The 24,444-nt window shown below is 69.2% G+C and carries 23 protein-coding genes; 12 read left to right on the top strand and 11 right to left on the bottom strand.

Features of this window, described 5'->3' with window-relative positions:
• The first annotated feature begins 35 nt into the window (after positions 1 to 35).
• The gene (locus ACYVOK_RS30495) at positions 36 to 656 is read left to right on the top strand and encodes a TetR/AcrR family transcriptional regulator (protein WP_460666027.1); all 621 of its coding nucleotides are present in this window, start codon (positions 36 to 38) and stop codon (positions 654 to 656) included.
• Here ACYVOK_RS30495 and ACYVOK_RS30500 read toward each other — a convergent pair.
• Together ACYVOK_RS30500 and ACYVOK_RS30505 are read right to left on the bottom strand one after the other, a co-directional pair.
• Positions 653 to 1,315: an ion channel gene (locus ACYVOK_RS30500; protein WP_460666028.1), complete on the bottom strand. Its 663-nt coding sequence runs from the start codon at positions 1,313 to 1,315 to the stop codon at positions 653 to 655. The genes ACYVOK_RS30495 and ACYVOK_RS30500 overlap by 4 nt on opposite strands.
• Entirely contained in the window at positions 1,312 to 1,863 is a 552-nt protein-coding gene (locus tag ACYVOK_RS30505) for an acyl-CoA thioesterase (RefSeq protein WP_460666029.1), read from the bottom strand. Before ACYVOK_RS30505 ends, ACYVOK_RS30500 begins: the two co-directional genes overlap by 4 nt.
• Before the next feature lie 132 nt (positions 1,864 to 1,995).
• Between ACYVOK_RS30505 and ACYVOK_RS30510 the strand changes: the two genes are divergently transcribed.
• A complete protein-coding gene (locus tag ACYVOK_RS30510; RefSeq protein WP_460666030.1) occupies positions 1,996 to 2,949 on the top strand; it encodes a DUF1444 domain-containing protein in 954 nt (317 codons plus the stop codon).
• Positions 2,950 to 2,957: 8 nt separating this feature from the next.
• Here the strand turns inward: ACYVOK_RS30510 and ACYVOK_RS30515 are convergent, their stop codons facing one another.
• Entirely contained in the window at positions 2,958 to 3,998 is a 1,041-nt protein-coding gene (locus ACYVOK_RS30515; RefSeq protein WP_460666031.1) for a phosphotransferase family protein, read from the bottom strand.
• Between the two features lie 84 nt (positions 3,999 to 4,082).
• Between ACYVOK_RS30515 and ACYVOK_RS30520 the strand changes: the two genes are divergently transcribed.
• From ACYVOK_RS30520 to ACYVOK_RS30535, 4 genes are all read left to right on the top strand, one after another.
• Positions 4,083 to 4,703, top strand: a complete 621-nt coding sequence (locus tag ACYVOK_RS30520) for a flavin reductase family protein (RefSeq protein WP_460666032.1) — start codon at positions 4,083 to 4,085, stop codon at positions 4,701 to 4,703.
• Positions 4,704 to 4,866: 163 nt separating this feature from the next.
• Positions 4,867 to 5,901, top strand: a complete 1,035-nt coding sequence (mgrA, locus tag ACYVOK_RS30525) for an L-glyceraldehyde 3-phosphate reductase (RefSeq protein WP_460666033.1) — start codon at positions 4,867 to 4,869, stop codon at positions 5,899 to 5,901.
• 107 nt (positions 5,902 to 6,008) lie between these two features.
• Positions 6,009 to 6,443: an SAM-dependent methyltransferase gene (locus ACYVOK_RS30530; RefSeq protein ID WP_460666034.1), complete on the top strand. Its 435-nt coding sequence runs from the start codon at positions 6,009 to 6,011 to the stop codon at positions 6,441 to 6,443.
• 96 nt (positions 6,444 to 6,539) lie between these two features.
• A complete protein-coding gene (locus tag ACYVOK_RS30535) occupies positions 6,540 to 7,196 on the top strand; it encodes a hypothetical protein (RefSeq protein ID WP_460666035.1) in 657 nt (218 codons plus the stop codon).
• 229 nt (positions 7,197 to 7,425) lie between these two features.
• Here the strand turns inward: ACYVOK_RS30535 and ACYVOK_RS30540 are convergent, their stop codons facing one another.
• Both ACYVOK_RS30540 and ACYVOK_RS30545 read right to left on the bottom strand, forming a co-directional pair.
• On the bottom strand, positions 7,426 to 8,406 hold the full coding sequence (locus ACYVOK_RS30540) for a TAXI family TRAP transporter solute-binding subunit (RefSeq protein WP_460666036.1): 981 nt from the start codon (positions 8,404 to 8,406) through the stop codon (positions 7,426 to 7,428).
• Complete coding sequence (locus ACYVOK_RS30545; protein WP_460666037.1) at positions 8,403 to 10,460, bottom strand: TRAP transporter permease; 2,058 nt, start codon at positions 10,458 to 10,460, stop codon at positions 8,403 to 8,405. Before ACYVOK_RS30545 ends, ACYVOK_RS30540 begins: the two co-directional genes overlap by 4 nt.
• Before the next feature lie 118 nt (positions 10,461 to 10,578).
• Between ACYVOK_RS30545 and ACYVOK_RS30550 the strand changes: the two genes are divergently transcribed.
• Both ACYVOK_RS30550 and ACYVOK_RS30555 read left to right on the top strand, forming a co-directional pair.
• On the top strand, positions 10,579 to 11,244 hold the full coding sequence (locus tag ACYVOK_RS30550; RefSeq protein ID WP_012918592.1) for a response regulator transcription factor: 666 nt from the start codon (positions 10,579 to 10,581) through the stop codon (positions 11,242 to 11,244).
• Between the two features lie 3 nt (positions 11,245 to 11,247).
• A complete protein-coding gene (locus ACYVOK_RS30555) occupies positions 11,248 to 12,621 on the top strand; it encodes a sensor histidine kinase (protein ID WP_460666038.1) in 1,374 nt (457 codons plus the stop codon).
• A gap of 181 nt (positions 12,622 to 12,802) precedes the next feature.
• Here ACYVOK_RS30555 and ACYVOK_RS30560 read toward each other — a convergent pair whose 3' ends face one another.
• Positions 12,803 to 13,840, bottom strand: coding sequence for a TAXI family TRAP transporter solute-binding subunit (locus ACYVOK_RS30560; protein WP_460666039.1), 1,038 nt, complete (start codon positions 13,838 to 13,840; stop codon positions 12,803 to 12,805).
• A 186-nt stretch (positions 13,841 to 14,026) separates the two neighbouring features.
• On the opposite strand from ACYVOK_RS30560, the gene ACYVOK_RS30565 reads away from it, so the two are divergent.
• On the top strand, positions 14,027 to 17,047 hold the full coding sequence (locus ACYVOK_RS30565; protein WP_460666040.1) for an alpha-mannosidase: 3,021 nt from the start codon (positions 14,027 to 14,029) through the stop codon (positions 17,045 to 17,047).
• Between the two features lie 102 nt (positions 17,048 to 17,149).
• Here the strand turns inward: ACYVOK_RS30565 and ACYVOK_RS30570 are convergent, their stop codons facing one another.
• The 3 genes from ACYVOK_RS30570 to ACYVOK_RS30580 all read right to left on the bottom strand — a co-directional run bounded on the left by ACYVOK_RS30570 (position 17,150) and on the right by ACYVOK_RS30580 (position 19,960).
• A complete protein-coding gene (locus ACYVOK_RS30570) occupies positions 17,150 to 18,001 on the bottom strand; it encodes an ABC transporter permease (protein WP_460666041.1) in 852 nt (283 codons plus the stop codon).
• Positions 17,998 to 18,810, bottom strand: coding sequence for an ABC transporter permease (locus ACYVOK_RS30575; protein WP_460666042.1), 813 nt, complete (start codon positions 18,808 to 18,810; stop codon positions 17,998 to 18,000). The genes ACYVOK_RS30570 and ACYVOK_RS30575 overlap by 4 nt, the downstream gene beginning before the upstream one ends.
• Positions 18,811 to 18,925: 115 nt before the next feature.
• Positions 18,926 to 19,960, bottom strand: a complete 1,035-nt coding sequence (locus tag ACYVOK_RS30580) for an ABC transporter ATP-binding protein (protein ID WP_460666043.1) — start codon at positions 19,958 to 19,960, stop codon at positions 18,926 to 18,928.
• A 415-nt stretch (positions 19,961 to 20,375) separates the two neighbouring features.
• On the opposite strand from ACYVOK_RS30580, the gene ACYVOK_RS30585 reads away from it, so the two are divergent.
• Positions 20,376 to 21,701 (top strand): cytochrome P450, encoded by a 1,326-nt coding sequence (locus tag ACYVOK_RS30585; protein ID WP_460666044.1) that lies wholly within the window; start codon positions 20,376 to 20,378, stop codon positions 21,699 to 21,701.
• A gap of 136 nt (positions 21,702 to 21,837) precedes the next feature.
• Here the strand turns inward: ACYVOK_RS30585 and ACYVOK_RS30590 are convergent, their stop codons facing one another.
• The gene (locus ACYVOK_RS30590; protein WP_460666045.1) at positions 21,838 to 22,341 is read right to left on the bottom strand and encodes a DUF5709 domain-containing protein; all 504 of its coding nucleotides are present in this window, start codon (positions 22,339 to 22,341) and stop codon (positions 21,838 to 21,840) included.
• Between the two features lie 67 nt (positions 22,342 to 22,408).
• On the opposite strand from ACYVOK_RS30590, the gene ACYVOK_RS30595 reads away from it, so the two are divergent.
• Positions 22,409 to 23,563 carry an FUSC family protein gene (locus ACYVOK_RS30595; protein WP_460666046.1) on the top strand — a complete coding sequence of 385 codons (1,155 nt, stop codon included), beginning with the start codon at positions 22,409 to 22,411 and terminating at the stop codon, positions 23,561 to 23,563.
• A 62-nt stretch (positions 23,564 to 23,625) separates the two neighbouring features.
• Positions 23,626 to 23,751 carry a hypothetical protein gene (locus tag ACYVOK_RS30600; RefSeq protein WP_460666047.1) on the top strand — a complete coding sequence of 42 codons (126 nt, stop codon included), beginning with the start codon at positions 23,626 to 23,628 and terminating at the stop codon, positions 23,749 to 23,751.
• A 250-nt stretch (positions 23,752 to 24,001) separates the two neighbouring features.
• Here the strand turns inward: ACYVOK_RS30600 and ACYVOK_RS30605 are convergent, their stop codons facing one another.
• The gene (locus tag ACYVOK_RS30605) at positions 24,002 to 24,442 is read right to left on the bottom strand and encodes an OsmC family protein (protein WP_460666048.1); all 441 of its coding nucleotides are present in this window, start codon (positions 24,440 to 24,442) and stop codon (positions 24,002 to 24,004) included.
• Positions 24,443 to 24,444: the final 2 nt, after the last annotated feature.

The following is a 24,444-nucleotide window of genomic DNA, read 5'->3' on the forward strand; positions in this document are numbered from 1 at the left end:
ACGACAGTAACCACACCGGTCGGTATACTGTCAGTGTGCTTGATCAGCAGATGAGACTGCTGGTGGATCGCCGGCTGCCGGAGACCACCACGCTCACGCCTGCCGGGGAGCGGATCCTGACTGCGGCGTCGACCCTGTTCTACGAGCAGGGCATCCGGGCGGTGGGCGTCGACACGATCGCCGAGACCGCCGAGGTGACGAAGAAGACGCTGTACGACCGGTTCGGCTCGAAGGACAAGCTGATCGCCGCCTACCTGGAGCGGCGAAACCGGTTGTGGCACGAGTTCCTGGACGAACAGCTCGCGGCGCGGGCGCCGTCGACGCCGGAAGAGGTGATCCTGGCGCTGTTCGCGGCGCTGACCGACTGGGTCGCGGGATCGCGGAAAGGGTGCGGCTTCATCAACGCCAGCGTCGAACTGGCCGCGCCCGACCACCCGGCGATGCCGGTGATCGTGGGGCAGAAGCAGTGGATGCGGGCCGAATTCGAAGCCCAGGCGACCTTGGCCGGCCTGGCCGATGCCGGCGAGCTGGCCGATCGGCTGCTCCTGCTGCACGAAGGCGCTCTGGTGAGCTTCCGGGTGGCCGCGATGGAGCACGCTCCGGAGGTGGCCTACCGGGCTGCGGCGGATCTGCTGGCGAGCTGGCCTCGGGCCTAGCTGCTACTCCGCCTGGTGATGGTCAGACCGACCAGGCGCGACACGACCATAGCGACGTACCCAAGCCCTGCCAGCTGCTCCAGCATCACCACTGACCTGGCCCACGACGTGATGGGCACGATGTCGCTGAGCCCAGTGCTGGACAGCGTCGTGAAGCTCAGGAACAGCAGCTCCATCCAGGTGCGGTCGTTGGTCGCGTTGACGGCTGCCGTGAAGCTGCCGGGCACCAGCGCCTGGACGAACACGTACAGGTACGCGAAGCCCCAAGCCACCAAGGTGAAGGTCGCACCCGTCGCGTAGAGCTCGTCGGTGCTGACGTCATGGTCGGAGAGCATGTACCGCAGCAGGCTGTAGGCGGCGTAGAAGTAGAACGTGGCGTGCAGTACGGCGGAGAAGACCGCGACCGTCTCGGTCGGGTTGAACGCGTCGACCAGCGAGAGAACGACGGCGGGGATGCCGAGTCCGATGCTGACCCAGGTCAGGCCGGGGGTGGCGCGAACGGAGAAGACGGCGAGCACGAGTACGACGATGCCGAGGATCTCGAACGCGACCCGGCCACCGCGAGAACCCTCCATCGCCGGGTAGACGAGCACGCCCAGCAACTGCACCAGCAACAAGACCGCCGACGGATGCCGCCGGGCACTGGCAAACCAGGTCACCGCTGCTCCCCCTCAGCCTCCGCGTCGGCCTCCCGGGCGCGAGCGTCTTCCTCGCGGGACGCGATGATGGCGGCACGGCGGGCCAGGCGGTGACTACGCCGGATCTCGGCCTCCCGGAGCCGGCGTCGGTCCTCGTCGGTCTCGGGCACAACCTGCGGCACCTCCCGCGGTTTCCCGTCGGCGTCGACCGCGACGAACACCAGGTACGCCGACGCCACGTGCACCTCCGGCCCGACGGCATCCCACCGATCGGCCGTGATCCGTACGCCGATCTCCATCGAGCTGCGCCCGGTCCAGTTCACCTGCCCGCTGAAATGGACCACATCGCCGACCCGCACCGGCACCAGGAACGTCATCTCGTCCATCGAGGCGGTCACCGCCGGACCACCCGAGTGCCGCGCCGCCACCACACCGGCGACCGAGTCGACCAGCGTCATGATCACGCCGCCGTGCACCGTGCCCAGCAGGTTGGTCTCGTTCTGCGCGGTGATGTGCGACAGCGACAACCGGGTCTCCGAGGTCGGCCGCGACGACGGCGTGCTGGACATCCTGCTCCACTCCCGAGTTCCTGACATGGCGGCGTGGCCGCAGACTATCCCGGCCGGTTGTCCACAGGTTCGAATCGACCGGCCGGAACCGCTGCCGTTCCTCGTACTTTCTCTGCCGAGGAGGTGGCCACGATGACCATCGACAGCTCCACCGAACGTGCCCAAGGCAACCACTCCGACCGGCCCGACCCGGTCCTGATCCCGTTGACCCAGCCGCAGGCCGCACGACTCGTGCGCCTCGGCCTGACCGCCGCGACCCGCCTCGGCCTCGACGTGACCTACCAAGGCGGCGCGGCCCTCGTCCCGGCCGATCCGGCCGCGGACGGCCCGTTCCTCGGCCTGAGCAACCTGGCCCGGGCCGTGTCCCAGCACGAGGAACACCGCTGGCCGGCCATGGTCGAGGAGCACTTCGTCCAGCTCCTGCATCGCCTCCGCAAGGGCCCTCCGCTGCCACCCACCGACCCCGAGCGAGAGCTGATCCAGCGCCTCGTCCCCCGTCACGCGCTCCCGGCCGACTGGACCGCGGACCGCGCCGACTTCCTGCCCGGCCTGCTGTCCATCCCCGCGACCGCCCAGGAGGGCGTCGTCACGATGTACCTCGACCCGTCCGACTTCGGCCTCACCTGGTCCGACGCCGAACGCTTCGGCCTGGCCAACCTCCGCCGCCTGACCGATCACGTCGAGTACGTCGAGCACGACGACACCCGGATCGCCCTGATCACCGGCAGCATCTTCGCCGCATCCCGTGCCCTCGTCCTCGACACCGTCCTCCGTGAATCCCTCCACACCGACCTCCCGCCGTACGGCGTCCTCGCCGCCGTCCCCTCCCGCGATCTCCTCCTCGTCCACGTCATCCGCGACCTGTCCGTCATCCCCGCCCTAGGGATGATGCTCAACCTCGCCTCCCGCTCCCACACCCACGACCCCGGCCCCCTGTCCCCCGACGTCCACCTGGTCACGCCCACCCTCACCTGGCACCCCGCCACCACCCTCTCCCCCGACAACACCCCTCTCCGTCTCTCCCCCTACCTGGACGCCCTCACCAAAGCCCTGGCCCTCCAAGAACCCCCATCCGGCGCCGGTTGACAGCAACCTCAGGTCAATGTCGACCACGGAGTCGGTGGGTTGGTGGCGAAGAACCTCAGGACTGCGAGGAGGCGGCTGGCCGGGGGTGCGGTCCAATGGCGTTGGCCTGGCCAGGGGTTGGCGGTCAGTTTGCCCAGGCCCCAGGCGAGGTGGAACCACAGGGCGGTCGCGGCAACCTCGTCGTCCCGAGGGCCGGGGTGGCCAAGTTCCGCACTGTGGCGGATGTAGTCGGGCAGAAGGACGGCGACGTGCTCGAGTGGGAGTTTGGCGAAATCCATGCCGCGGGGAGCCCAAGCTGCATCACCCCAGTCGATCAGGGCGCGCAGCTCGCCGCCGGGTCCGGCGAGAAGGTTGTGTGCGGCAACATCTCCGTGGATCAGCACCTTCGGCTCACTCCGGTCGAACCGGTCGGCCAGCCGGGTGAACCAGCCGCTCAGCCACGTCGCCGTACCCTCATCCAGATAGCCGCGCTCGGCCAACTCGTCCACGGTCCGCCACGGATTGGCTGTGTCGTCCTGCGGTACGCCGGGGACGTCCATCCGCTCGACCCGATGCAGTCGCGCCAACTGCTCCGCCAGGCCTACGGGTACGCCGGTCGGCTCGGTCCCGTGGACGCGTTCCATCACGACGTACGGCGCATCGATCAGTGCTCGACTGTCGTCGTACTCGACGATCGCCGGAGTCAGTACGCCGGCCTCCCGGGCCACCGGTACGACACCGGTCTCCTTCCGCAGATCGTCCTCGAACCCGGGCCGCGCGACCCGCAGGAACAACGCGTCCCCCAGCGCGAAGCCACGATTGGCCACACCCCCAGCAACCTCGACCACGCCCCCGGCCGCCACGCCGTACCTGACGCCCACCGCCAGGACCCGCTCGAAAAGCTCACCTTCCCCGTAAGGATCATCCGATGACGCACCGACCACCCGGGCACCACCCGGCGCACCACCCGGCGCCGCGGCTCCATCCGACGAACGGCCCATTGCTATGGCGGCGGCCGACCTCCGATCCACAGTCGTGGGGGTGCCCGGAGACTCGTCGTGCTCGTCCATCCGCACCTCCTTTGTCGGGTGATCCGGTACCTGATCCTTGTGCCGGGGCAGGGCGGCGTCCAACGGATTTGATGTACTGCGGGCGTGCGAGTGGATCTGGATCCCGACGTTGTCGGGCGGCGGGAGTTCTACGCGGCCTTGAACTCCATCGTGGTGCCACGGCCGATTGCCTGGGTGTCGAGCCGGTCCGCCGACGGAGTACTCAACCTGGCACCGCACTCGTTCTTCACGGTCTCGTGTGTGCAGCCGCCGATGGTGCAGTTCACCTCCGTCGGCCGGAAGGACAGCCTGAACAACGTCGAGGCAACCGGCGAGTTCGTGGTGAACTTCGCCGCCGAGCCACTGTTCGAGCAGATCAACGCGACGGCGACCAACTTCCCGCCGGAGATCTCCGAGTTCGAAGCCGTCGGGCTGACAACCGAGCCCTCCCGCACCGTCGCCGTACCGCGTGTCGCCGAGTCGCCGGTGGCGATCGAGTGCACCCTGCACACCACCCTCGAACTCGGTGACTCGACCGTCGTCATCGGCCGGGTCCGCCACCTCGCGGTCGACGCGGCGATGATGGTCGGCGACCACCCGGAGATACGCCTGCTCCGTCCGCTGGCCCGCCTCGGCAAGGACGAGTGGTCCACGCTCGGCGAGATCCGCTCGATCACCCGAATCCGCCACGCCGACTGGCCCGGCCACTACCAACCTCCCCACTGATCTCCTCACCTCAGGAAGTCGCAGGGCACACCGGATCAAGCACGTAGGTACAGCGCCGGACATACGGCATCAAGAAGACGGGTTTCTGGGTCTCAGTGATGGGGTTTCTGCTGGAAAACAAGGGGGTTTGAAGTTGTTGCGGCATGAGGCAGACTGAGGTCTCGTGACTGAATACGTAGCCGCTCAGGACCGGTACGACGACCAGATGGCCTACCGGCGGACGGGGCGCAGCGGGTTGCAGCTGCCCGCGATCTCACTGGGGCTGTGGCACAACTTCGGCGACGACAAGCCGTTCGAGACCCAGCGCGACATCCTGCGCCGGGCGTTCGACCTGGGCGTCACGCACTTCGACCTGGCGAACAACTACGGCCCGCCGTACGGCGCGGCGGAGACGAACTTCGGGACGCACTTCGCGCGCGACTTCAAGAAGTACCGCGACGAGCTGATCCTGTCGACCAAGGCCGGGTACGACATGTGGCCGGGTCCGTACGGTCAGGGCGGTGGCTCGCGGAAGTACCTGCTCGCCTCGCTCGACCAGTCGCTGAGCCGGATGGGCCTGGACTACGTCGACATCTTCTACTCGCACCGGTTCGACCCGGACACGCCGCTCGAGGAGACGATGGGCGCGCTCGACGCCGCGGTCCGCTCCGGCAAGGCGCTGTACGCCGGGATCTCGTCGTACTCGGCGGATCGGACCCGGGAGGCGGCGCGGATCCTGCAGGAGCTGGGTACGCCGTTGCTGATCCACCAGCCGTCGTACTCGATGCTGAACCGCTGGATCGAGGAGGACCTGCTGGACACCGTCGGTGAGCTTGGCGTCGGTGTGATCGCGTTCTCGCCGCTGGCGCAGGGTGTGCTGACCAACCGCTACCTGGACGGTGTGCCGGCCGATTCTCGTGCTGCACAGGGCAAGTCGCTCGACCCGGACTCGTTGACCGAGGACACGTTGAAACACGTCCGCGCGCTGAACGAGATCGCCAAGCAGCGCGGCCAGTCCGTCGCACAACTCGCCCTCGCCTGGACACTGCGCGACGACCGCGTCACCAGCGCCCTGATCGGCGCGTCCAGCGTCTCCCAGCTGGAGGACAACCTCGCCGCGGTCAAGAACCTGAAGTTCACCCCCGAAGAACTCGAAGCCATCGACGCCGACGCCGTGGAAGCCGGCATCAACCTCTGGAAAAACAGCTCCGACGCCTGACCGCAACTCACCCCACCTCCCCGCCCCGGCCACCACCAGGTAGCCGGGGCGTTTCATCCGCCACTGAACCCGGACCCCGGGATGATTGCTGGTGGAGGTGGTGTGGGGTGGGTGAGCGGCTGTCGGCGCGGCTTGAGGCTGTGGTGGATGCGTTGCCGTTGGCGGATGGGATGCGGGTGTTGGAGGTCGGGTGCGGGCCGGGGGCGGCGGCTCGGGAGGTGGCTCGGCGGGTGGGGGTGAACGGGTTCGTACTGGCGATCGATCGGTCGGCGAAGGCGGTTGCCCAGGCGACTGCCGGATCGGCGGAGCTGATCGCGAGTGGGCGGCTGAGGTTCCGGCAGGCGGCCGTGGAGACGTTCGAGTTGGAGCCGGACGAGCAGCCGTTCGACCTCGCCTTCGCCGTACGGGTCGGTGCACTGGACGGCCGGCATCCAGAACTGGAGCGGGAGGCGCGACAACGGATCGCGGCCGCCCTCGCGCCCGGTGGACGCCTGTTCATCGACGGCGGCACCCCGCTACGCGAGGTCGACCTGCGCTCCTGACCGCCGCCGGCTCCCTGCGTAGCGGAGTACGGCCGCGGTTGCACTCCCCACGGGATGGGCACACGCTGGGGTGAAGACCCCCTGGAGGTGGTTGTCATGACCGCTTCGACGCTCGAACTGGCCCTGACCTACGAACACGCGCGGATCCGCGAGCTGGCCGAGCCGGCTCAGCATCCGGATGCGGCGCACCCGGAGCATCGGCACCGCACCGACTGGTTCTACGCCATCGCAGCCCAGCACCTGGCCGCCGCCGAGGACGTGCTCCTCCCATACGTACGCCGCCTGCCCGACGGCGACGACCTGGTCACCTGGTACGTCGGGAACGCCAAGGAACTGGAGCGGTCGCTGCGCTTCCTCAAGGGACGGCAGTACGGCGACAGCCGCATGGTGGACCTGACGCCGGAGGAGGTGTGGGAGTCGATCGACCGCCTGCTCTCCCGGCACGAGGAACTCGAAACCGAGTGCAGCCAGCGGATCAGCGAGGAACTGGACGACACGGACGTCAACACGCTGACCGAGGAGCTGCTGGAGGCGGAAGAGGTCGCTCCGACCCGAGCGCACCCGTACTCGCCGCACACCGGCGTGGCGGGCCGGCTGGCGCACCGCATGTGGCGGATGGCCGATACCGCGTGGGACAGCGCGGAGGGTCGCGTCGTACCGACGAAGTACCACGTCCACCCGAAGCGCGACTCGGCGCTGTCGCACTACCTCTACGGCACACCGCTGCCGGACACCGAGGAACCCCCGGAGTAGGCCGTGTCTGATGGTCCCGCGCCGGACCCATCAGACACGGCCTCCAGCAAAGCGACCGGGCCCGGACTCCTCCGGATGCCTCCGGAGGGCCGGGCCCGGTCTGCCTGCTCTCACTGCGCCTGGTTGTGAGAGCGGGCGGTGGGTCCCGCCGCCGCTGCGCCTGATGTGCGGAGGCGGGACCTCACGTCCTCCCCCGCTGCGCCTGGTGTGCGGGGGAGGACGGTCCTGGTCACTTCAGTGCGTCGATCGCCTTCTTCGCGCCCGGGTGCACCGGCACCGGGTCGGTCTTGTCGGCGTTCGCCAGGTCGATGCCCTTGGCGGCCGCGTTCACCGCGACCAGGGCGTCCTTGTTCTCGTAGACGACCTTGGTGAGCTGCTCGGCGAGGTCGTCCTTCATGTTCTTGCGGACCAGCAGCACGTTCGGTACGACGATGGTGGCGACGTCGGCCGGCTGCTTGTACGTCGCCGCCGGGATCGGGGCCTGGCTGTAGACCGGGCCGTACTTCTCCTGCATCTTCGGCAGCAGGTCCACGATCGGGATCAGCTTCACGTTCTTGCCCATGGCGGTGGTGAGGTCGGTGATACCGCCGGTCGGAAGGCCGCCGGACCACACCAGTGCGTCGATCGAACCCGACTTCATCGCGTCCACCGACTCCGGCAGGCCGAGCCGCTGCGCGGTGACGTCCTTGGCCGGGTCGAGCCCGGCCGCCTCGAGCAACCGCCGGGCGATCACCTCGGTGCCGGAGTTGGGCGAACCGGTGGAGACCCGCTTGCCCTTCAGGTCGGCGATCGAGTTGATGCCGGCCGACGTACGGACCGCGACCTGCGTGTAGTTGTTGTACAGCCGGGTCAGCGCGACGACGTCCTGCGGCTGGGTGAAGCTGTTCTGGCCCTTCACCGCGTCGGCCGCCGTGTCACCGAGTGAGAACGCGATGTCGTAGTTCCCCGCCACCAGTCCCTGGATGTTCTGCACCGAGGCGCCGGTCTCGCTCGCGGTCGCCCGGTACCCGGAGACCTTCTCCGAGATCAGTTTGGCCAGCGCACCGCCGAGCTGGTAGTAGACGCCGGTGGTGTTGCCGGTGGCAATGGTCAGCCGGCCGCCCTCGGCCGAATCGGTGCCGGCGGGCTCGCGCTGGCCGCCGCAGGCGACCAGCGAGACGGCGGCGGCGAGCGCCACCACAGCGACGGAGAGGCGACGGGTCCTGATCAAGTGACAGGTCCTTCCTTCGGCCCGGCTTCTGACCGGGGCGGTGGGGTGGGGCCGGCATTCGTACCGCGCTGCCGCCGGACCAGGTTGATGACGACGGCAACAAGTAGCAAACAGATTCCGGCCGTGATGGTTACGGGCGCGAGGTAAAGCAGCAGTACGGCGGCCGGGACGCAGAGCGACCGCTCGGCCCAACTGGTGGCCACCAGGATCCACCCGCCGGTCACGACCGCGAGCGCGGCGACGGCCAGCATCGAGACCGCGAGCGTCCACAGCATGCCGGCGAACGAGCCCTGGCCCAGCAGCCGCGCACCGTTGTCGGTGAGTACGAACGCGAACGGCACCAGGAAGGCCGGCAGCGTGTACTTCCACGCCTGCCACATCGTCGCCATCACCTTGCCGCCGGTGATCGCGGAGGTGGCCACCGCGGCCAGCGCGGTCGGCGGCGACACCTCGGACAGGACGGCGTAGTAGAAGATGAACATGTACGCCTCGGCCGGCGTCACGCCGAGTTGGACCAACGCCGGCGCGATGATCACCGCCGCGATGATGAACGACGCGGTCACCGGCACGGCCAGCCCGAGGAGCAGTACGGCGAACGCCGACAGCACCACGGTGAAGATCAGCACCGCGGTGTGGTTGTCGGTCAGGCCGCGGGCCGCCCCGACGATGATCTGGGCCAGGTTCAGGCCGAGCCCGGTCTGGGTGGTGACCGCGACGATCACCCCGGCGGTCGCACAGGTGGCTGCCACTGGCAACACCGAACGGGTGCCCTGGGCAAGGGCCTTGAACAGCGGCCGGGCGGTCAGCCGGTGCTCACGGTCCAGGAACGACAACGCGAACTGGACGATCACGGCGTAGACCACGGCCTTGAACGGCGGGACGTCGGCCGCCATGAAGCCGATGATCACGAACAGCGACAGGAAGTGGTACCCGAATCGCAGCAGCAGTCTCAGCGCCGACTGGTCCGACGTCTCGGCCGACTTCGTCCCGTGCCGGCGGGCGTCCATCTCGATCGCGAGCAGGATGCCCAGGTAGTACAGGATGGTCGGGATGACGGCGTACCCGAGCACGGTCAGGTAGGACACCTGCAGGAACTCGGCGATGATGAACGCGGCCGCGCCCAGCGTCGGCGGCGACAGGATCGCGCCGATACCGGAGGCGGCCAGCATCCCGCCCGCCGGTTCCGGCGGGTACCCGGCCCGCCGCAGGATCGGCCACGACACCGTCCCGAGCGACACCGCGGTCGCCGTACCCGAGCCGGACACGCTGCCCAGCAGGAAACCGGCCAGGGTCACCGTGCGACCCGGTGCCGTACGGCTGCGCTTGAAGGCCGCGAACGACAGGTCGATGAAGAACTTCCCGGCACCGGAGTAGTCCAGTACGGCGCCGTAGATCGTGAACAGCACGATGTAACTCGCGGCCACACTCAGCGGTGTGCCGTAGAACCCGGCCGTTCCCATCGTGAACTGCGCGATGATCGCGTCGAAGTTGAAGCCCTGATGCGCCAGCGACCAGGTATAGGGCAGGTAGCCGCCGTAGTACGCGTACGCGATGAACAACAGGCTGACGACCGGCAGCACCCATCCGGTGGTACGGCGGCAGGCCTCGAGCAGCAGCAGAAGCAGCAGGGCGCCGACAAGGACGTCGAGAGTCGTCGGAGCCTGGCGACGTTCCAGGTAGCCGTCGAAGTCGAAGAGCGGGTAGACGCACACCGCGAACGCGACGACGGCCAGGAGCCAGTCCGTGATGCCGGGGTCGTCACCGGGCCGGTTCCTGAACGGATTGAGGAACGCGGGGACCTTCCAGCCGCGGTAGCACAGCAGGGTGATCGGCAGAACGGCTGCGAGAAAGATCACCAGGTAAAACTGGGTGCCTTGTGGTAGAGGGAAGAACACCTGCAGCAGTACGCCGATGCTGACGATTGCGCACCAGACCGCAATGACCAGATCGAGGACAGGCCGAAGCCGCCGAGCCGGCCGTTCCTGCTCGTACTCGGCGAGTTCTTCGTCGGAGGGCGCGGCCACGCCGCCCCCCGTACCGATACCGACAGTCATCTACCGGTTCCCTCCTGTGTGCGGAAGGCTAATGTTGCCGAACACTGCGTGGAGTCGCGTGATTACGTCTTTACCAAGATCTGACACATATGTGCGTCACCTGGCCTACGATCACCGCATGAGTGGCGCGGTCAGGATCCTGTTGGTCGAGGACGATCTCGATATCGCGAATGCCCTGATACCCGCGTTGCGGCGCTACGGCCTGATGGTGACGCACGTCCGGACGGCCGCGGACGCCCTCGCGGCGGACCCCGGTGACCTGGTCCTGCTGGACCTCGGCCTGCCGGACGGCGACGGCATCAACGTGTGCCGGCAGATCCGCACGGTGTCGGACGTCCCGGTGATCGCGGTGACGGCGCGGGGCGAGGCGGCCGACCGGGTGCGCGGGCTGCGCAGCGGCGCGGACGACTACGTGGTGAAACCGTTCGCGATTTCCGAGCTGCTGGCCCGCATCGATGCTGTACTTCGTCGTACCGGCCTCTTGCAGCCCCGCCCCCGGGTGACCGTCGGCGACCTGACCGTGGACATCGAGGCCCGGACCGTCCAGGTCGCGGACAAGCCCATCAGTCTGACCCGCAAGGAGTTCGACGTGCTAGCTGTGCTGGCCGCTCACCACGGCCGGGTGGTCCCCCGCGAACAGGTCGCCCTGTACGCGTGGCAGTCGGTCTTCGAGGCCTCGTCGCGCACGATGGACGTGCACGTGGCCAGCCTGCGGGCCAAGCTCGGCCGGCCAGAGCTGGTGCAGACCATTCGCGGTGTCGGCTACCGCCTGGGTTCGGACTGACCGTTGCGTCGTCGTCTGCTGCAGTCACTCGTACCGATGGTCGTGGTCCTGGCCGTCGTGGCCGCGGTACCGCTGGCGAACTACATCGCCACCAGTACGTCGCGGACCCTGTTCCTCTCCCGCAGCAACGACGCGGACTGGTTCGCCACCATGGCGGAATCCCCGCTGCAGTCCGGTGACATCGCCAACCTGCGCGAACTGGCTGTTCGCTATCACGAGCTCTACAACACCCCGGTCTTCGTCGTGGACGTCGACCGCAAGGTGGTGGCCACCTCCCGTTCCGGTGTGAACGTGGACGAGCCGGACCTCAAGACCGCCCTCGACAGCACGCTGGCCGGCCGCCTGCCGGCCGAGCCGCCGGCGATGTGGCCGTGGCGCACCGGCGAGATGGTGGTGGCCCGGCCGGTCGTCAACAACGGCCGCGTCCTCGGCGCCGCCGTACTGCGGGTGCCGACCGAGAAGGCCCGCGACCAGGTGCAGCGCGGTCTGCTGCTGCTGCTCGGCGGTCTGCTGATCAGCATCGGCGCGATCGTCATCGGTATCGTCCGCCCGATCACCCGCTGGGTCCTTCGCCCGCTGAACGACCTGGACAACGCGACCCACCAGATCACCCGCGGCGCCCTCGACACCCGGGTGTCCACCGACGGACGCGCACCGGAGCTGCGCCGGCTCGGCGACAGCTTCAACTCGATGGCCCTCAGCCTGCACCAGGCCCGCCAGCGCGAGCGCGAGTTCGTCGCCGACGCCTCCCATCAGCTCCGTACGCCGCTCACCTCGGCGCGGATCCACATCGAGGGGCTGTCCCGGCTGTCGCCGACGGCCCGGTTCGCGCTCAGCGACATCGATCGGCTCGGCCGGATCGTCCAGCGGCTGTCCCGGCTGGCCGGCTCGGACCGCCCCGGATCCGATGCCGACGGCAACGAAGAGCCGCTGGACCTGGCCCAGGCGGTGAAGGAGCGGCTGGTCGGCTGGAAGGCCGTCTACGCCGCCGACGGCCTGGAACTCGTCATCGGCGACATGGTGCCCGGTGGCGTCGCACCGGAGCTCGAGGTCGACGACATCCTCGACGTACTGCTCGACAACGCCTCCAAGTACGGCGCTCCGCCGGTCGAGGTCTCGGTGACGCGGGACGGCACCGAGGTGGTGCTGTCGGTCCGCGACCACGGGCTCGGGCTCGGTTCCCGCGACCTCAAGAAGGTCGGCGAGCGGTTCTGGCGCAGCGCGCACCACCGGGAGCTGCCGGGTACCGGGCTGGGGCTGGCGATCGTCCGGTCCGAGGCGGCCCGGGTCGGCGGCCGCGTGGTCGCCCGCCCGCCGATCGGCGGCGGCCTGGTGATCGAGGTCCGCGTCCCCCTGATCGACGACTACGACGCCTGACCCGACCCGCGACCGACGCTGATCGTTTGAACGGATAACCCCTCGAGTTGCCCCTTCTCCCTGCCTTGTACGGGCAGACAACGGGCAACTTGAGGGGTTATCCGCTGAAATGCCCGGGTGGGTGGCGGCGGCGCCGCAGGCAGGTAGGTCGGGGGCGGGGTGGGTGGTGCGGTGGGTGGGCTCAGATGTGGTTGGCGCGGTACCAGCGTTCGGCGGCGGGGTGCAGGGGGATCGGCATGGTGGCGATTGCCGAGCGCGGGTCCAGTGAGCCGGCCTCCTGGTGGGCCGACATCAGGTCGTTCTGCCGGCGGAACATCGTGTTGACCGTCCACCAGGCCCACGAGTCGGACAGGTTCGGCCGGGCGATCAGGTAGTTCGGGACCGCCAGCGTCGGCACCGAGCTGGCCAGGCCGTACACCGACGGCGGAATCGAGGACACGATGTAGCCGCCGAACCGCTTGAGCGAGATCTCCTCCGCCACCGTGCCGATGTCGACCAGCCGGAAGCCGACCGTCTTCTGCAGTTCGGCGATCGGCGCGGTCGGCAGGCCGCCGCTCCAGATCAGCGCGTCGATGCCGGGGCCTCGGCCCTGGTTGTTGGCCCGCGTCGCCAGCGCCTTCACCGCGGCCTCGAGCGGGAGGTTCGTGGTCCTGACGTTCTGGAGCCTGGCGGTGGTCAAGATCAGGTCGGCGACCACCTTGGTCCCGGAGTTCATCGGGCCGACGTTCACGGTCAGCCCGGACAGGTCCTTCAGCTGGACCGCGTTCGAGGCGGTAGGCACGACGACGTGCACGTAGTTGTCGTACGTCCGGGCCAGCGCGGTGAACTTGAGGCTGCCGGAGCTGAACAGACCGGTGCCCTCGTAGGCGTTGAGTGCGGTGTCCGACGTGGTGAAGCCCATGTCGTTCTTCATCCCGGCCACCAGGTACAGATTGTCCACCGAACCGTTCGACTCCACCGGCCGGAGTTCCATGCCGGTGACCTCGCTGACCAGCTTCGCGAGCCCGCTGCCGAAGGTGTGGTACACACCGCCCCGGTTGCCGGTCGCGAGCGTGGCCGGGCCGGGCGGCGCGGGCTCGTCGGACCGGCCGCGGGAACAGCCCGGCACGACCAACGCCGCCGCGGCGGCGGCACCGAGACCGAGCACGCTGCGCCGGGTCATCCCGGTCGGCTGGAGGAGGCCGTCCCTGGTGGGGGTCAGCAGGCGGGGGCGATCCATGCAGGACAACCTAGACGGCAACCGGTCCGATTCGGTAGCCACGCTCCCGTACTGCTACTTGGAGGTATCAGAGTGAACTGCGTCTGGACGTCTCCGGGGTGGGTGTGACAGCGTTGTCATCGCAGCGGCCGGGTGGGTCGCGTGAGGACGGCCGTGTGAGACGGCCAAACCCCGGAGGATGATTTCGTGCACGACGACCGTCAACTCATCGAGGAGCGGCTCAGGCGCGCCCTGCGGGAGCGGATCCGCCCCGCGATCTACGGCGCGGCGGTCCCGCTGGACATCGAGGTGTGGCACGCACCCGGTGAACCAGTGTCCCCCGCCGAGGCGCTCGCACAGACCTACGAGCCGGCCGCGATCGGCCTGCCGTGGGGTCCGGCCTGGGGTACGGCGTGGTTCAAGTTCAGCGGCCAGGTCCCGGCCGAGTGGGCCGGCAGCGAGATCGAGGCCGTCGTCGACCTCGGCTTCAGCGGCGGGCCCGGGTTCTCCGCGGAGGGCCTCATCCACACGTCGTCCGGCGTACCGCTGAAGGGTCTACACCCGCGGCAGACGTACGCCCCGCTGTCGATCCTCGGTCCGGACGGTACGGCGGCCTCGCCCGGCGACCGGATCGAGTTCTACGTCGAGGCGGCCGCCAACCCCGAGGTGCTCGGGTCGAACGCGTTCGCGCCGACCGACATCGGCAGCAAGCCCGAGCCGGGCGGCGAGCCGATCTACAAGCTCACCCGGGCCGACCTGGCCGTGTTCAACCCCGAGGTGTGGGACCTGATCCTCGACCTCGAGGCACTCGACGGCCTGCAGCAGCAGCTGACCCCGCAGGAGCCGCGGCGCCGCGAGATCCTGCGCGCGATCAGCCGCTCGCTGGACGCGCTGGACTACGAGAACGTCGCCGGTACGGCGGCCGACGCCCGCGCCCAGCTGACCGAAGTACTGAGCCGCCCGGCGCACGCCAGCGCGCACCAGCTGTCCGCGGTCGGTCACGCGCACATCGACTCGGCGTGGCTCTGGCCGCTGCGCGAGACCCGCCGCAAGGTGGCCCGGACCGTCTCCAACGTCGCCACCCTGGCGCAGGAGTACCCGGAACTCGTCTTCGCGTTCTCCCAGGCCCAGCAGCACGCCTGGGTGAAGGAGAACTATCCGGAGGTGTGGGAGCGGCTGAAGAAGGCCGTTGCCGACGGCACCATCGTTCCGGTGGGCGGCATGTGGGTGGAGTCCGACACCAACCTGCCCGGCAGCGAGGCGCTCGCTCGGCAGTTCGTGCACGGCAAGCGGTTCTTCCTGGACGAGTACGGCATCGACACCCAGGAGGTCTGGCTGCCGGACTCGTTCGGCTACACCGCGGCGCTGCCGCAGCTGGTGAAGCTGTCCGGGTCGAAGTGGTTCCTGACCCAGAAGATCTCCTGGAACAAGGAGAACAAGTTCCCGCACCACACGTTCTGGTGGGAGGGTCTCGACGGCACCCGGGTGTTCACCCACTTCCCGCCGATCGACACCTACAACTCCGACCTGTCCGGCCGCGAACTGGCGCACGCGCAGCGCAACTTCGCCGAGAACGGCGCGGCGACCCGCTCGCTGGTCCCGTTCGGGTACGGCGACGGCGGTGGAGGCCCCACCCGCGAGTTCGTCGCGACCGCGCGCCGGGTGGCCAACCTGGAGTCCTCGCCGCGGGTCACGATCGAGTCCCCGACCGAGTTCTTCGCCGCGGCCGAGGAGGAGTACCGCGACCACGCGCCGGTCTGGTCGGGTGAGCTCTACCTGGAGATCCACCGGGCCACGTACACCTCGCAGGCCAAGACGAAGCAGGGCAACCGGCGCAGCGAGCACCTGCTCCGCGAGGCCGAGCTGTGGTCCGCCGCGGCGGTCGTCGCGGGCAAGCTGGACGAGTACCCGTACGAGGACCTGGACCGGATCTGGAAGGCCGTGCTGCTGAACCAGTTCCACGACATCCTGCCGGGCAGCTCGATCTCCTGGGTGCACCGCGAGGCCGAGGCGACGTACGCGAAACTTGCCGAGGAGCTGGAGGCGATCATCGCGAAGGCGCAGCAGGCGCTGGCCGGTGAGGGCTCCGCGCAGATCGTCTTCAACGCCGCGCCGCACGCCCGCAACGGCGTGGCCGGGCTCGGTGCGGGTGTCGCCGCCGGCGAAGGCCAGTCGGTCGCGGTCGAGAACGGCGTACTGGACAACGGGCTGATCCGGGTCACGATCGACGAGCGCGGCCTGATCACCTCCCTGTACGACGTCGAGGCCGGCCGCGAGGTGATCGCGCCGGGCGCCGCGGGCAACCTTCTGCAGTTGCACGTGGACACCCCGAACCACTGGGACGCCTGGGACGTCGACTCGTTCTACAAGAACAACGTCCGCGACGTGACCGAGGTCGACAGCGTCGACTTCAGCTCCGTCGACGGGGTCGCGACCGTGGTCGTGAAGCGGTCCTTCAGCCGGTCCGCCGTCACCCAGACGCTGCGGCTGCGGCCGGGCGCCAAGCGGGTCGACATCGAGACCACGATCGACTGGCACGAGGCGGAGAAGTTCCTCAAGGCGGCGTACCCGGTCGACGTGCACGCGGACCGGTCGGCGTCGGAGACCCAGTTCGGACACATCTTCCGGCCGACCCACCAGAACACCTCGTGGGACGCGGCGAAGTTCGAGATCGCGGCGCACCGCTGGGTGCACGTCGGCGAGCCCGGGTACGGCGTCGCCGTCGTCAACGACTCGACCTACGGCCACGACATCAACCGGACCGCCCGCGAGGACGGCGGCACCACCACCGTCATCCGGACCTCGCTGATCCGCGCACCGCGGTTCCCCGACCCGCAGACCGACCAGGGCGTGCACACCGTGAACCACGCGCTGGTGGTCGGCGCCGGGATCCCGGAGGCGATCGAGGAGGGCTACCGGATCAACCTGCCCGAGCGGGTCGTCACCGGTGCCGACGGGGTCGAGCCGATCGTTGCCGTCGACAACGGCAACGTGATCGTCGAGGCGGTGAAGCTCGCCGACGACCGGTCCGGCGACGTGGTCGTCCGCCTCTACGAGTCCTCCGGCGGCCGCTCCCGGGCCACCGTCACGCCGTCCTTCGCGGCGACGTCGGTGACCGAGGTCGACCTGCTGGAGCGCCACCTGGCCGACCGCGAGCTGACCGACGGCGGGGTCTCGTTCGAGCTCCGCCCGTTCCAGATCCTCACCCTCCGGTTCCACCGCTCCTGAGCTCGGAGGTTTGAACACCATCCGGGGGCCTCGGACAGGCAATAACCTGTCCGAGGCCCCCGTTTCTTGGCCCGGGCCCGGGTTCCCGCCTCGGCGGGCGGCCTAGGAGCTGGCGCTGGAGTACGTTCGCAGGCCGCGGCGCCACAGCAGCCGTACGAGGGTGATCGCCACCGCCGCGAGCGCGAGGCCACCTGCGACCAGCGTCCATCCGACGTCACCACGCAGCGCCTGGACCGGGAACGTCGACGCGAACGCGACCGGGAACGCGAACGTCAGGAACGCCCGCACCGCCACCGGGAAGAACACCAGCGGATACCGGCCGGCTTCGACCAGGTTCAGGTAGATGGCCCCGATCGGGTTCACCGACTGCAGCCAGAACGCGAGGAACGACATCGCCGACCACACCGCCGTCAGCAGCACCAGCCCGCAGGCCGCGAGCAGCAGTGCCTGAACGATCTGCTCCAGGTCCGGGCCGGCGCCCGACTGCACCAGGCCGACCACCAGCACCACAGCCCCACTCGCGACATTGCCCAGCTCCGCGACGTTGATCCACCGCAGCGTCAGGTAGAACTGGCTCGACACCGGTCGCAGCAGCACCGCGTCGAGCTCGCCCTCGGTGATGTACGTCGTCATCCGGTTGAGGTTCGGCGCGACGAACGCCGCCATCAGCCCGGTCACGATCTGGAACATCCCCGTCAGCGCGATCACCTCGGCCCGGGACCAGCCCCGCACCTCGCTGGTGTAGCCGAACAGCAGCAGGATCGGGACGATCCCGAGCCCGAGCTGGACCAGCCCGACGAGCACAGTGGTGAGGAAGTGCGCCCGGTAGTGCGTCTCCCGGACCACCGCCTGCGCGAGGAACCGCCGCCACAGCCGCACCTGGCGCCACTGCTTGTGCAACCAACTCCGGTCGAGCGGCTTGGGGTCGCCGGCGTACGTACCAAGCCCGTTCATGCGCCCACCGCCGAGTACGCCCGCAGCCCGGCCGACCAGACGAGCCGCGCGATCAGGCCGAACCCGAGCACGTAGCCGAGCTGGATCGCCAGGCCCACCACCAGCTGTGATTCGGTCAGGTCGCCCGCGACGATCTCGACCGGGAACGACACCGTGTACCGGAACGGCTGGTTGTCGACGAATCCCCGCGACCATTCCGGCATCAGCGCCAACGGCACGACCGCGCCGGACAGCACACTCGCGATGATCAGCCGGGCCTGGGCGAGTGCTGCCACGTCGTCCATCCAGAAGGCGAGTGACGCGATCAGGATGTCGATCGTGAACACCAGGATCGCCCCGAGCACGATGCTGACCGCGAACACCGCCCAGCGGCCCGGGCCCGCCGGGATGCTCATCGAGTCGCGGAAGATCCACCACAGGATGCCGATCATCGGCACCAGCGCGAACAGCTTCAGGAACTTCTCCGACAGGTTGTTGGCGACGAAACCCAGCAGCAGGGACGCCGGGCGCACCATCCAGCTGGAGAGCTTGCCGAGCCGGATGTCGGTCGCCAGAAAGCCGGTCATCCACGACGATGTGGCCATCGTCACGAAGCTGAGCAGCACGAAGTACGTCGTCACGTACCGCTCGCCGACCGGGAGGCGGGCGCCGTTCGCGATCGCCGTACGCCAGATCAGCAGCGAGATGATCGGGACGCAGACGTTGGCCGCCATGAAGATGACCCACGCGCCGCGGTAGACCGACTGCTGGGCGATATCCGCCGCGGTCATCCGGCGCAGCACGCGGAGGTTGCGGACGAGCCTGGTCATGGGGCCTCCCGGCCTGGACTGAGGAGCGGAGGGAGCGCAGCGACCGTAGCGACGAGGGAAGGCCGGGAGCCAAAGCCCCATGACCCGCCGCGCCGGAGGCGTGGCATCAGCACGTTCATGACCGGTCCCCCGGTGTACCGCGACGCAGGAACAGGTCGCGCATGATCTCCTCGACATCGGCGTCCGCGACGTCGAGGTCGACCAGCGGGCCGAGGCGGGTCAGTTGCTCGAGTACCTCGCCGGTGCGCTCGCGCTCCACCTCGAGTTCGACGACCCGGCCGGAGCTGTCGACCGCGGTGACACCGTCGAGCGCCAAAAGGCGGCCGCGGTCGAGATCCGTCGCGTACGTCGCCCGTACCAGCTTGCGCGGCCGCGTGGTCCGCACGAGCTCGTCGAGCCCGCCGTCGTACTGCAGCCGCCCGTGGTCGATGATCATCACCCGCGAGCACAGCGCCTCGATGTCGTCCATGTCGTGGCTGGTGACGAGGATCGTGGTGCCGCGGAGCCGGTTGACCTCGGCGAGGAACGTCCGGACCCGCGCCTTCGCGACGACGTCGAGGCCGATCGTCGGCTCGTCCAGGAACAGGATCTCCGGCCCGTGCACGAGCGCCGCCATCAGCTCGAGCTTCATCCGCTCGCCGAGGGAGACCTTGCGAACCTGCACGTTCAGCAGGTCGCCGACCTCGAGCAGTTCCGCGAGCTCGGCGACGTTGCGCTCGAACTCGTCGGCGTCGAGGCCGTACATGTCCTTGTGCAGCAGGAGACTTTCCATCGCCGGCACGTCCCACCAGAGCATCGACTTCTGCCCCATGACCAGGGCGATCCGCCGCAGGTAGTCGTGCTTGCGGTCCGACGGCGTGAAGCCGAGAACCTCGACCTCACCGGACGTGACGTACAGCAGCCCGGAGAGCATTTTCAGCGTGGTGGTCTTCCCGGCGCCGTTCGGCCCGAGCAGGCCGACGACCTCGCCGCGGTTGATACCGAACGTGATCCGGTCGACGGCAAGCCTGGTCTCGTACTTGCGCCGGACCAGGCTCTTGAGCGCGCCGCCGAGCCCGGCGCGCTGTTGGTGAAACGTGTAGGTCTTCGTGAGATCCCGCGCCGCAATCACCGGCGCCTGACCTGACGGGACGTCAAAGGCAACACTCATGTGTCATGCACAGCTTTCGAGAGTCGGTGGAACATCGGACCGGGCAGCGTCACCGCGCTGAGCGCAGGAGCTGACCTGACAACGTCAAGCCCGATGGGCCGGGGGTCCTCTCGGTCCCGTCCGGCCGGCCGATCGCTCGTGCCACGACCCTCGACTGCTCCGGGCGTTGCTAAGTCATCGGCCGAGAGCCGACTCGACGAGGTGCAGGCATCTCCTCAGGTCCTTCCGACGTGCGGCTGCCGACAAAGACGCTAGCCAGGTGGGAAAGCGATGTCCACCCGGTTTTCGTGCCGGGCGCGGCGCAGGCGCCTCGGGTTCGAGCGCTTGGTGCGTTCGACGTCCGGTGATCGGCCACAGTTCACCCGGCTGTCGTAGCGTGGCTGGCGTAGCTTGGATGCCCTGGCTAGGAGGTGGCATGGCCTCGACACCTTTGCTCGGTGCCCGGACGCTCGACCGGCAGACGGCTCGCACGCTGCCGCCGGGTCCGCGGTTGCCCACGCTGGCCCAGACCGTGCTCTTCGCGAGTCACCGCAAGACGTTCTTCCCGCGGATGCGCGAACGGTACGGCGACGTGTTCACGATCCGGCTGGTCCCGTCCAGCCGGGTGGTCGTCGTACTGAGCAGACCGGACCACATCCGGGAGGTGTTCGCCGGCCCGCCGTCGGTGATGCACGCCGGCGAGGGGAACACGGTGCTCGAGCCGATCATGGGCTCGCACTCGCTCCTGCTGCTGGACGACGAGGACCACGTCCGGATGCGACGCCAGCTGATGCCGGCCTTCTCCGGGCAGGCGTTGCGCGGGTACGCCGGGATGGTGCACGAACTGGCGCGCGTCGAGGTCGAACGCTGGCCGGCCGGCACGCCGTTCAAGGTTCACCAGCGGATGCGGGACCTGACCCTGGAGGTGATCCTGCAGGTCGTGTTCGGCGTGACGGACTCCGACCGGCTGAACCAGCTCCGCCCGCTGCTCGACAAGATCGTCTCGGTGTCACCGGTGATCATGCTCGGCGGGTTCTACCCGGCCCTGCTCCGGGTCCCGCCGTGGCGGACGTACCTGACCGTGCAGCGGCAGGTCGACGAGATCCTGTACGACGAGATCGCCCGGCGCCGCGGGAGCCTTGCCGGACGCAACGACGTACTGTCCCGACTGCTTGCTGCCGGCAACTGGTCGGACGTGGAGCTGCGGGACCAGCTGGTCACGCTGCTGCTGGCCGGGCACGAGACGACCGCGACGGCGCTGGCGTGGGCGTTCCACGAACTGGCCCGGAGTCCGGAGCAGCTGGCGTTCGGCCAGCGGGCCGCGGACGCGGGTACGGACGAGGAGCTCGAGGCGATCGTCAAGGAGGCGATGCGGCTGCACCCGGTCGTCTACCAGGTCGGTCGGCGGCTCACCGAGACCGCCGATGTCGGGGGGTACCGGCTGCCCCGCGGTACGACGATCATGGCGGCGATCGGGCTCGTGCATCGCGACGGCGACCACTTCCCGAAGCCGCAGGAGTTCCGCCCGCAACGGTTCCTCGACGAGGACCCGCCGGCCCCGGGCACCTGGATCCCGTTCGGCGGCGGCGCCCGCCGCTGCATCGGCGCCGGCTTCTCCCTGATGGAAGGCACCGAAATCCTCCGCGCCGCCCTGACCACCTACTCCTTCCAAGCCCCAGACCCCACCCCCGAACCAGCCAAAGCCAAGAACGTCACCCTCGTCCCCTCCCAGGGCGCCGAGGTCACCGTCACCCGCCGCTAACCGCCCTGCCTGCGGGCACACTGCCTCCCGCCCTCCGGTCGCGCTTCTACAACCCGGCTGCCGGGCCGGCCTTCTGCAGGCCGGCCATCAGGTTGCCTGCTGACCGCCTGGCGGGCGAGTGGAGTGAGGGCGGTGGTCAGTCTTCGGGGTCGCCGACGTCGCCCAGGTCCACGTCGCGGTAGGAGGGGAGGTCGGCCTCGTCGTCGTCGGTGAGTTCGAAGTTGTCCTCGTCGTCGACCACGTGGACGGCGGCTTCCTCGGCCCCGGCGGCCGCACCGTCGATGCCGACGTCCTCGGCGACCAGGCCGCCCTCGGTGTCGGTGTGTGCCCCCTCGTCGGGTGCGACCAGTCGACCGGCCCGGCGGACTCCGACCTCCGGGCCGCCGACGTCCTCACCGTCGTCGGCGTACGGGTCGATGTCGGGCTCTTCCTGCGCGAGCCGCTGGTCGAGGGTCTCCCCCTGCAGTTGCTCCTCGGCGGTGTTTCCGAACTTCTCGGCCGGTGACCACTTCTCCGGCGGCGAGTACCCCTCGTCCAGCGGGTCGTCGAGACCGCGATCGTCGAGGGTGTCCTCGGCGCCCGGCTGGTCCTCGTCGTCGACGCTGTAGCTGCCGTAGTCCTCGCGGTTGTTGTCCGTCATGCTCCCCACCCTGGCCGCCCCGCGTGGGTGAATCAAGCCGAAGCGCGATTGGCTGGACAATGGGCGTGTGGATCCGGTCAGGTTGACGTTGGACCAGCTGCGGGAGTTGCGGGACGACATCGCCCCGCAGGCCGCACGGCGTTCGCGAGCCTCGGTCCGGCGGCGGGTGGACCGCTGGCGGGACCGGGTCTTCTTCATCGCGCAGTGCGCGCTCGCCGCCGGCGTGGCGTGGGCGCTGGCCCGGTACGTCGTCGGCCACCCACAACCGTTCTTCGCGCCGGTCGCGGCGATGGTGTGCCTGGGGTTCAGCTTCGGCCAGCGGCTGCGCCGGGTCGCCGAGGTGATGGTCGGTGTGGCCGTCGGGGTCGGGGTCGGTGACCTGTTCGTCCGGTTCTTCGGCACCGGCGTACCGCAGATCGTCTTCGTGGTCGCGCTCGCGATGAGCGTCGCCGTACTCCTCGGCGCCGGCACCCTGATGACCACGCAGGCCGGTGTCCAGGCCGCGATCGTCACCACCCTGCTGCCGCACCCGGGTGCCGGTTTCAGCCGATGGATCGATGCCGCGCTCGGCGGTGTGGTCGCACTGGCCGCCGCCACGATCGCCCCGGCCGCGGCGATCAGGCGCCCGAGGCAACAAGCGTCCGAGGTGCTGAACGAGCTGGCCGAGATCCTGATCGAAACCGCCGACGGCCTGCGGAACAAGGACGAGCAGGCGGTCACCGAGGCACTCCGCCGGGCCCGGGCCAGTGAGTCGATGCTGGACGACCTGCGCAGTGCGGCCGACGAGGGCGTCGCGGTGGTCCGGATGTCGCCGTTCCGCCGCCGACACCGCGGCCGCGTCCAGCAGATCGCGGACCTGGTGGTGCCGGCCGACCGCGCGATCCGCAACATCCGGGTCCTGGTACGCCGCTGTGCGGTCTCGGTCTGGCGGGACGAGGCGATGCCGGACGAGTACCCGATGCTGCTCGAGCGTCTCGCCGACGGCACCCGGCTGATCGCCGAGTCGCTGTTCGAACCGGCCGCGGACGTCGCCGCGCACCGCGTCCTGGGTGAGCTCGGCCGCCGTACGGCGGAGATGCCGCTGCCGCACGGGTTGTCGGCCGTCGTGGTGCTCGGTCAGATCCGGTCGACCGTGGTCGACCTGCTCGAACTGACCGGTACGTCGTACGACGAAGCGCGGAAGCTGGTCCCGCTGCGCCTCGACGGACTGGATGAGAAGTAGGTCACACCAAAAAGTCCGGCCGGATTCCCGTCATATCCGCCGGCACCGTGCGTCTCACTGGCATGACGATCCACCGACTGATGACCGCGATCGCCACCGAGCAGGTCCGCCTGCGGGGCGAGGAGCAGGGAATCGAGACGACCAGCCAGACCACCGACGACCGGAGCGACGCCGCCGCCGAGCAGTAGCAGGCGCGTACCGGACGAACGGATCCCGGCGGCGCACCCGATCGGTCTTGCCCACCGAGCCAGACCGCGCGGTTGTCGCACACCAACGCAGAGGCGCCCCGTGCGAGGCGCCGCCGGATCCGTTGCCAGGTGCATCACCACTCCTGATGCACCGCAGAACCACCCGCCGGCTGTCCTGACGCCGCTTGCGCGAGGCTCAGGCCGGACCGGCGGGTGGTTCTTTCTTGCTGCCAGCTACCGGTTGATTGCCTCAGGCCACCGTCACCTCGGTGGTGACCGAGTTGGCGATGAAGCACTCCAGGTGGGCCCGGTGGTGCATCCGCTCGATCGCCTCGGCGTCCGGCTCCGGACCGCCCCAGACGATCTTCGGGTGCAGCGTCACCTTGGTGATGGCGAGCCGGCCCGCCTCGTTCTTCGCCATCACGCCGACCGCGTGGTCGTCGTACGCGTCGACGACCAGGCGCTTGCGGGCGGCGATCGCCAGGAAGGTGAGCATGTGGCAGGACGACAGCGCCGCCACGAACGCCTCCTCCGGGTCGACCGGGCCCGGGTTCCCCAGGTACGTCGGGTTGGCCGAGGCGGGCACCGTGATCCCACCGTCGAAGCGCCACTCGTGGTCGCGGTTGTAGGTGTCGTAGGTGAACTCGTGCTCACCACGGCTCCAACTGACATCAACCACGTGCTCCGACATCC

The sequence above is a fragment of the Kribbella swartbergensis genome, from assembly GCF_054784135.1.

Coding starts and splice junctions, on each gene's coding strand:
- ACYVOK_RS30600 (WP_460666047.1), top strand. CDS start 23,626: ATGACGATCCACCGACTGATGACCGCGATCGCCACCGAGCAGGTCCGC.
- ACYVOK_RS30505 (WP_460666029.1), bottom strand. CDS start 1,863: ATGTCCAGCACGCCGTCGTCGCGGCCGACCTCGGAGACCCGGTTGTCG.
- ACYVOK_RS30570 (WP_460666041.1), bottom strand. CDS start 18,001: ATGAACGGGCTTGGTACGTACGCCGGCGACCCCAAGCCGCTCGACCGG.
- ACYVOK_RS30550 (WP_012918592.1), top strand. CDS start 10,579: ATGAGTGGCGCGGTCAGGATCCTGTTGGTCGAGGACGATCTCGATATC.
- ACYVOK_RS30575 (WP_460666042.1), bottom strand. CDS start 18,810: ATGACCAGGCTCGTCCGCAACCTCCGCGTGCTGCGCCGGATGACCGCG.
- ACYVOK_RS30580 (WP_460666043.1), bottom strand. CDS start 19,960: ATGAGTGTTGCCTTTGACGTCCCGTCAGGTCAGGCGCCGGTGATTGCG.
- ACYVOK_RS30560 (WP_460666039.1), bottom strand. CDS start 13,840: ATGGATCGCCCCCGCCTGCTGACCCCCACCAGGGACGGCCTCCTCCAG.
- ACYVOK_RS30515 (WP_460666031.1), bottom strand. CDS start 3,998: ATGGACGAGCACGACGAGTCTCCGGGCACCCCCACGACTGTGGATCGG.
- ACYVOK_RS30545 (WP_460666037.1), bottom strand. CDS start 10,460: ATGACTGTCGGTATCGGTACGGGGGGCGGCGTGGCCGCGCCCTCCGAC.
- ACYVOK_RS30585 (WP_460666044.1), top strand. CDS start 20,376: ATGGCCTCGACACCTTTGCTCGGTGCCCGGACGCTCGACCGGCAGACG.
- ACYVOK_RS30510 (WP_460666030.1), top strand. CDS start 1,996: ATGACCATCGACAGCTCCACCGAACGTGCCCAAGGCAACCACTCCGAC.
- ACYVOK_RS30590 (WP_460666045.1), bottom strand. CDS start 22,341: ATGACGGACAACAACCGCGAGGACTACGGCAGCTACAGCGTCGACGAC.
- ACYVOK_RS30535 (WP_460666035.1), top strand. CDS start 6,540: ATGACCGCTTCGACGCTCGAACTGGCCCTGACCTACGAACACGCGCGG.
- ACYVOK_RS30605 (WP_460666048.1), bottom strand. CDS start 24,442: ATGTCGGAGCACGTGGTTGATGTCAGTTGGAGCCGTGGTGAGCACGAG.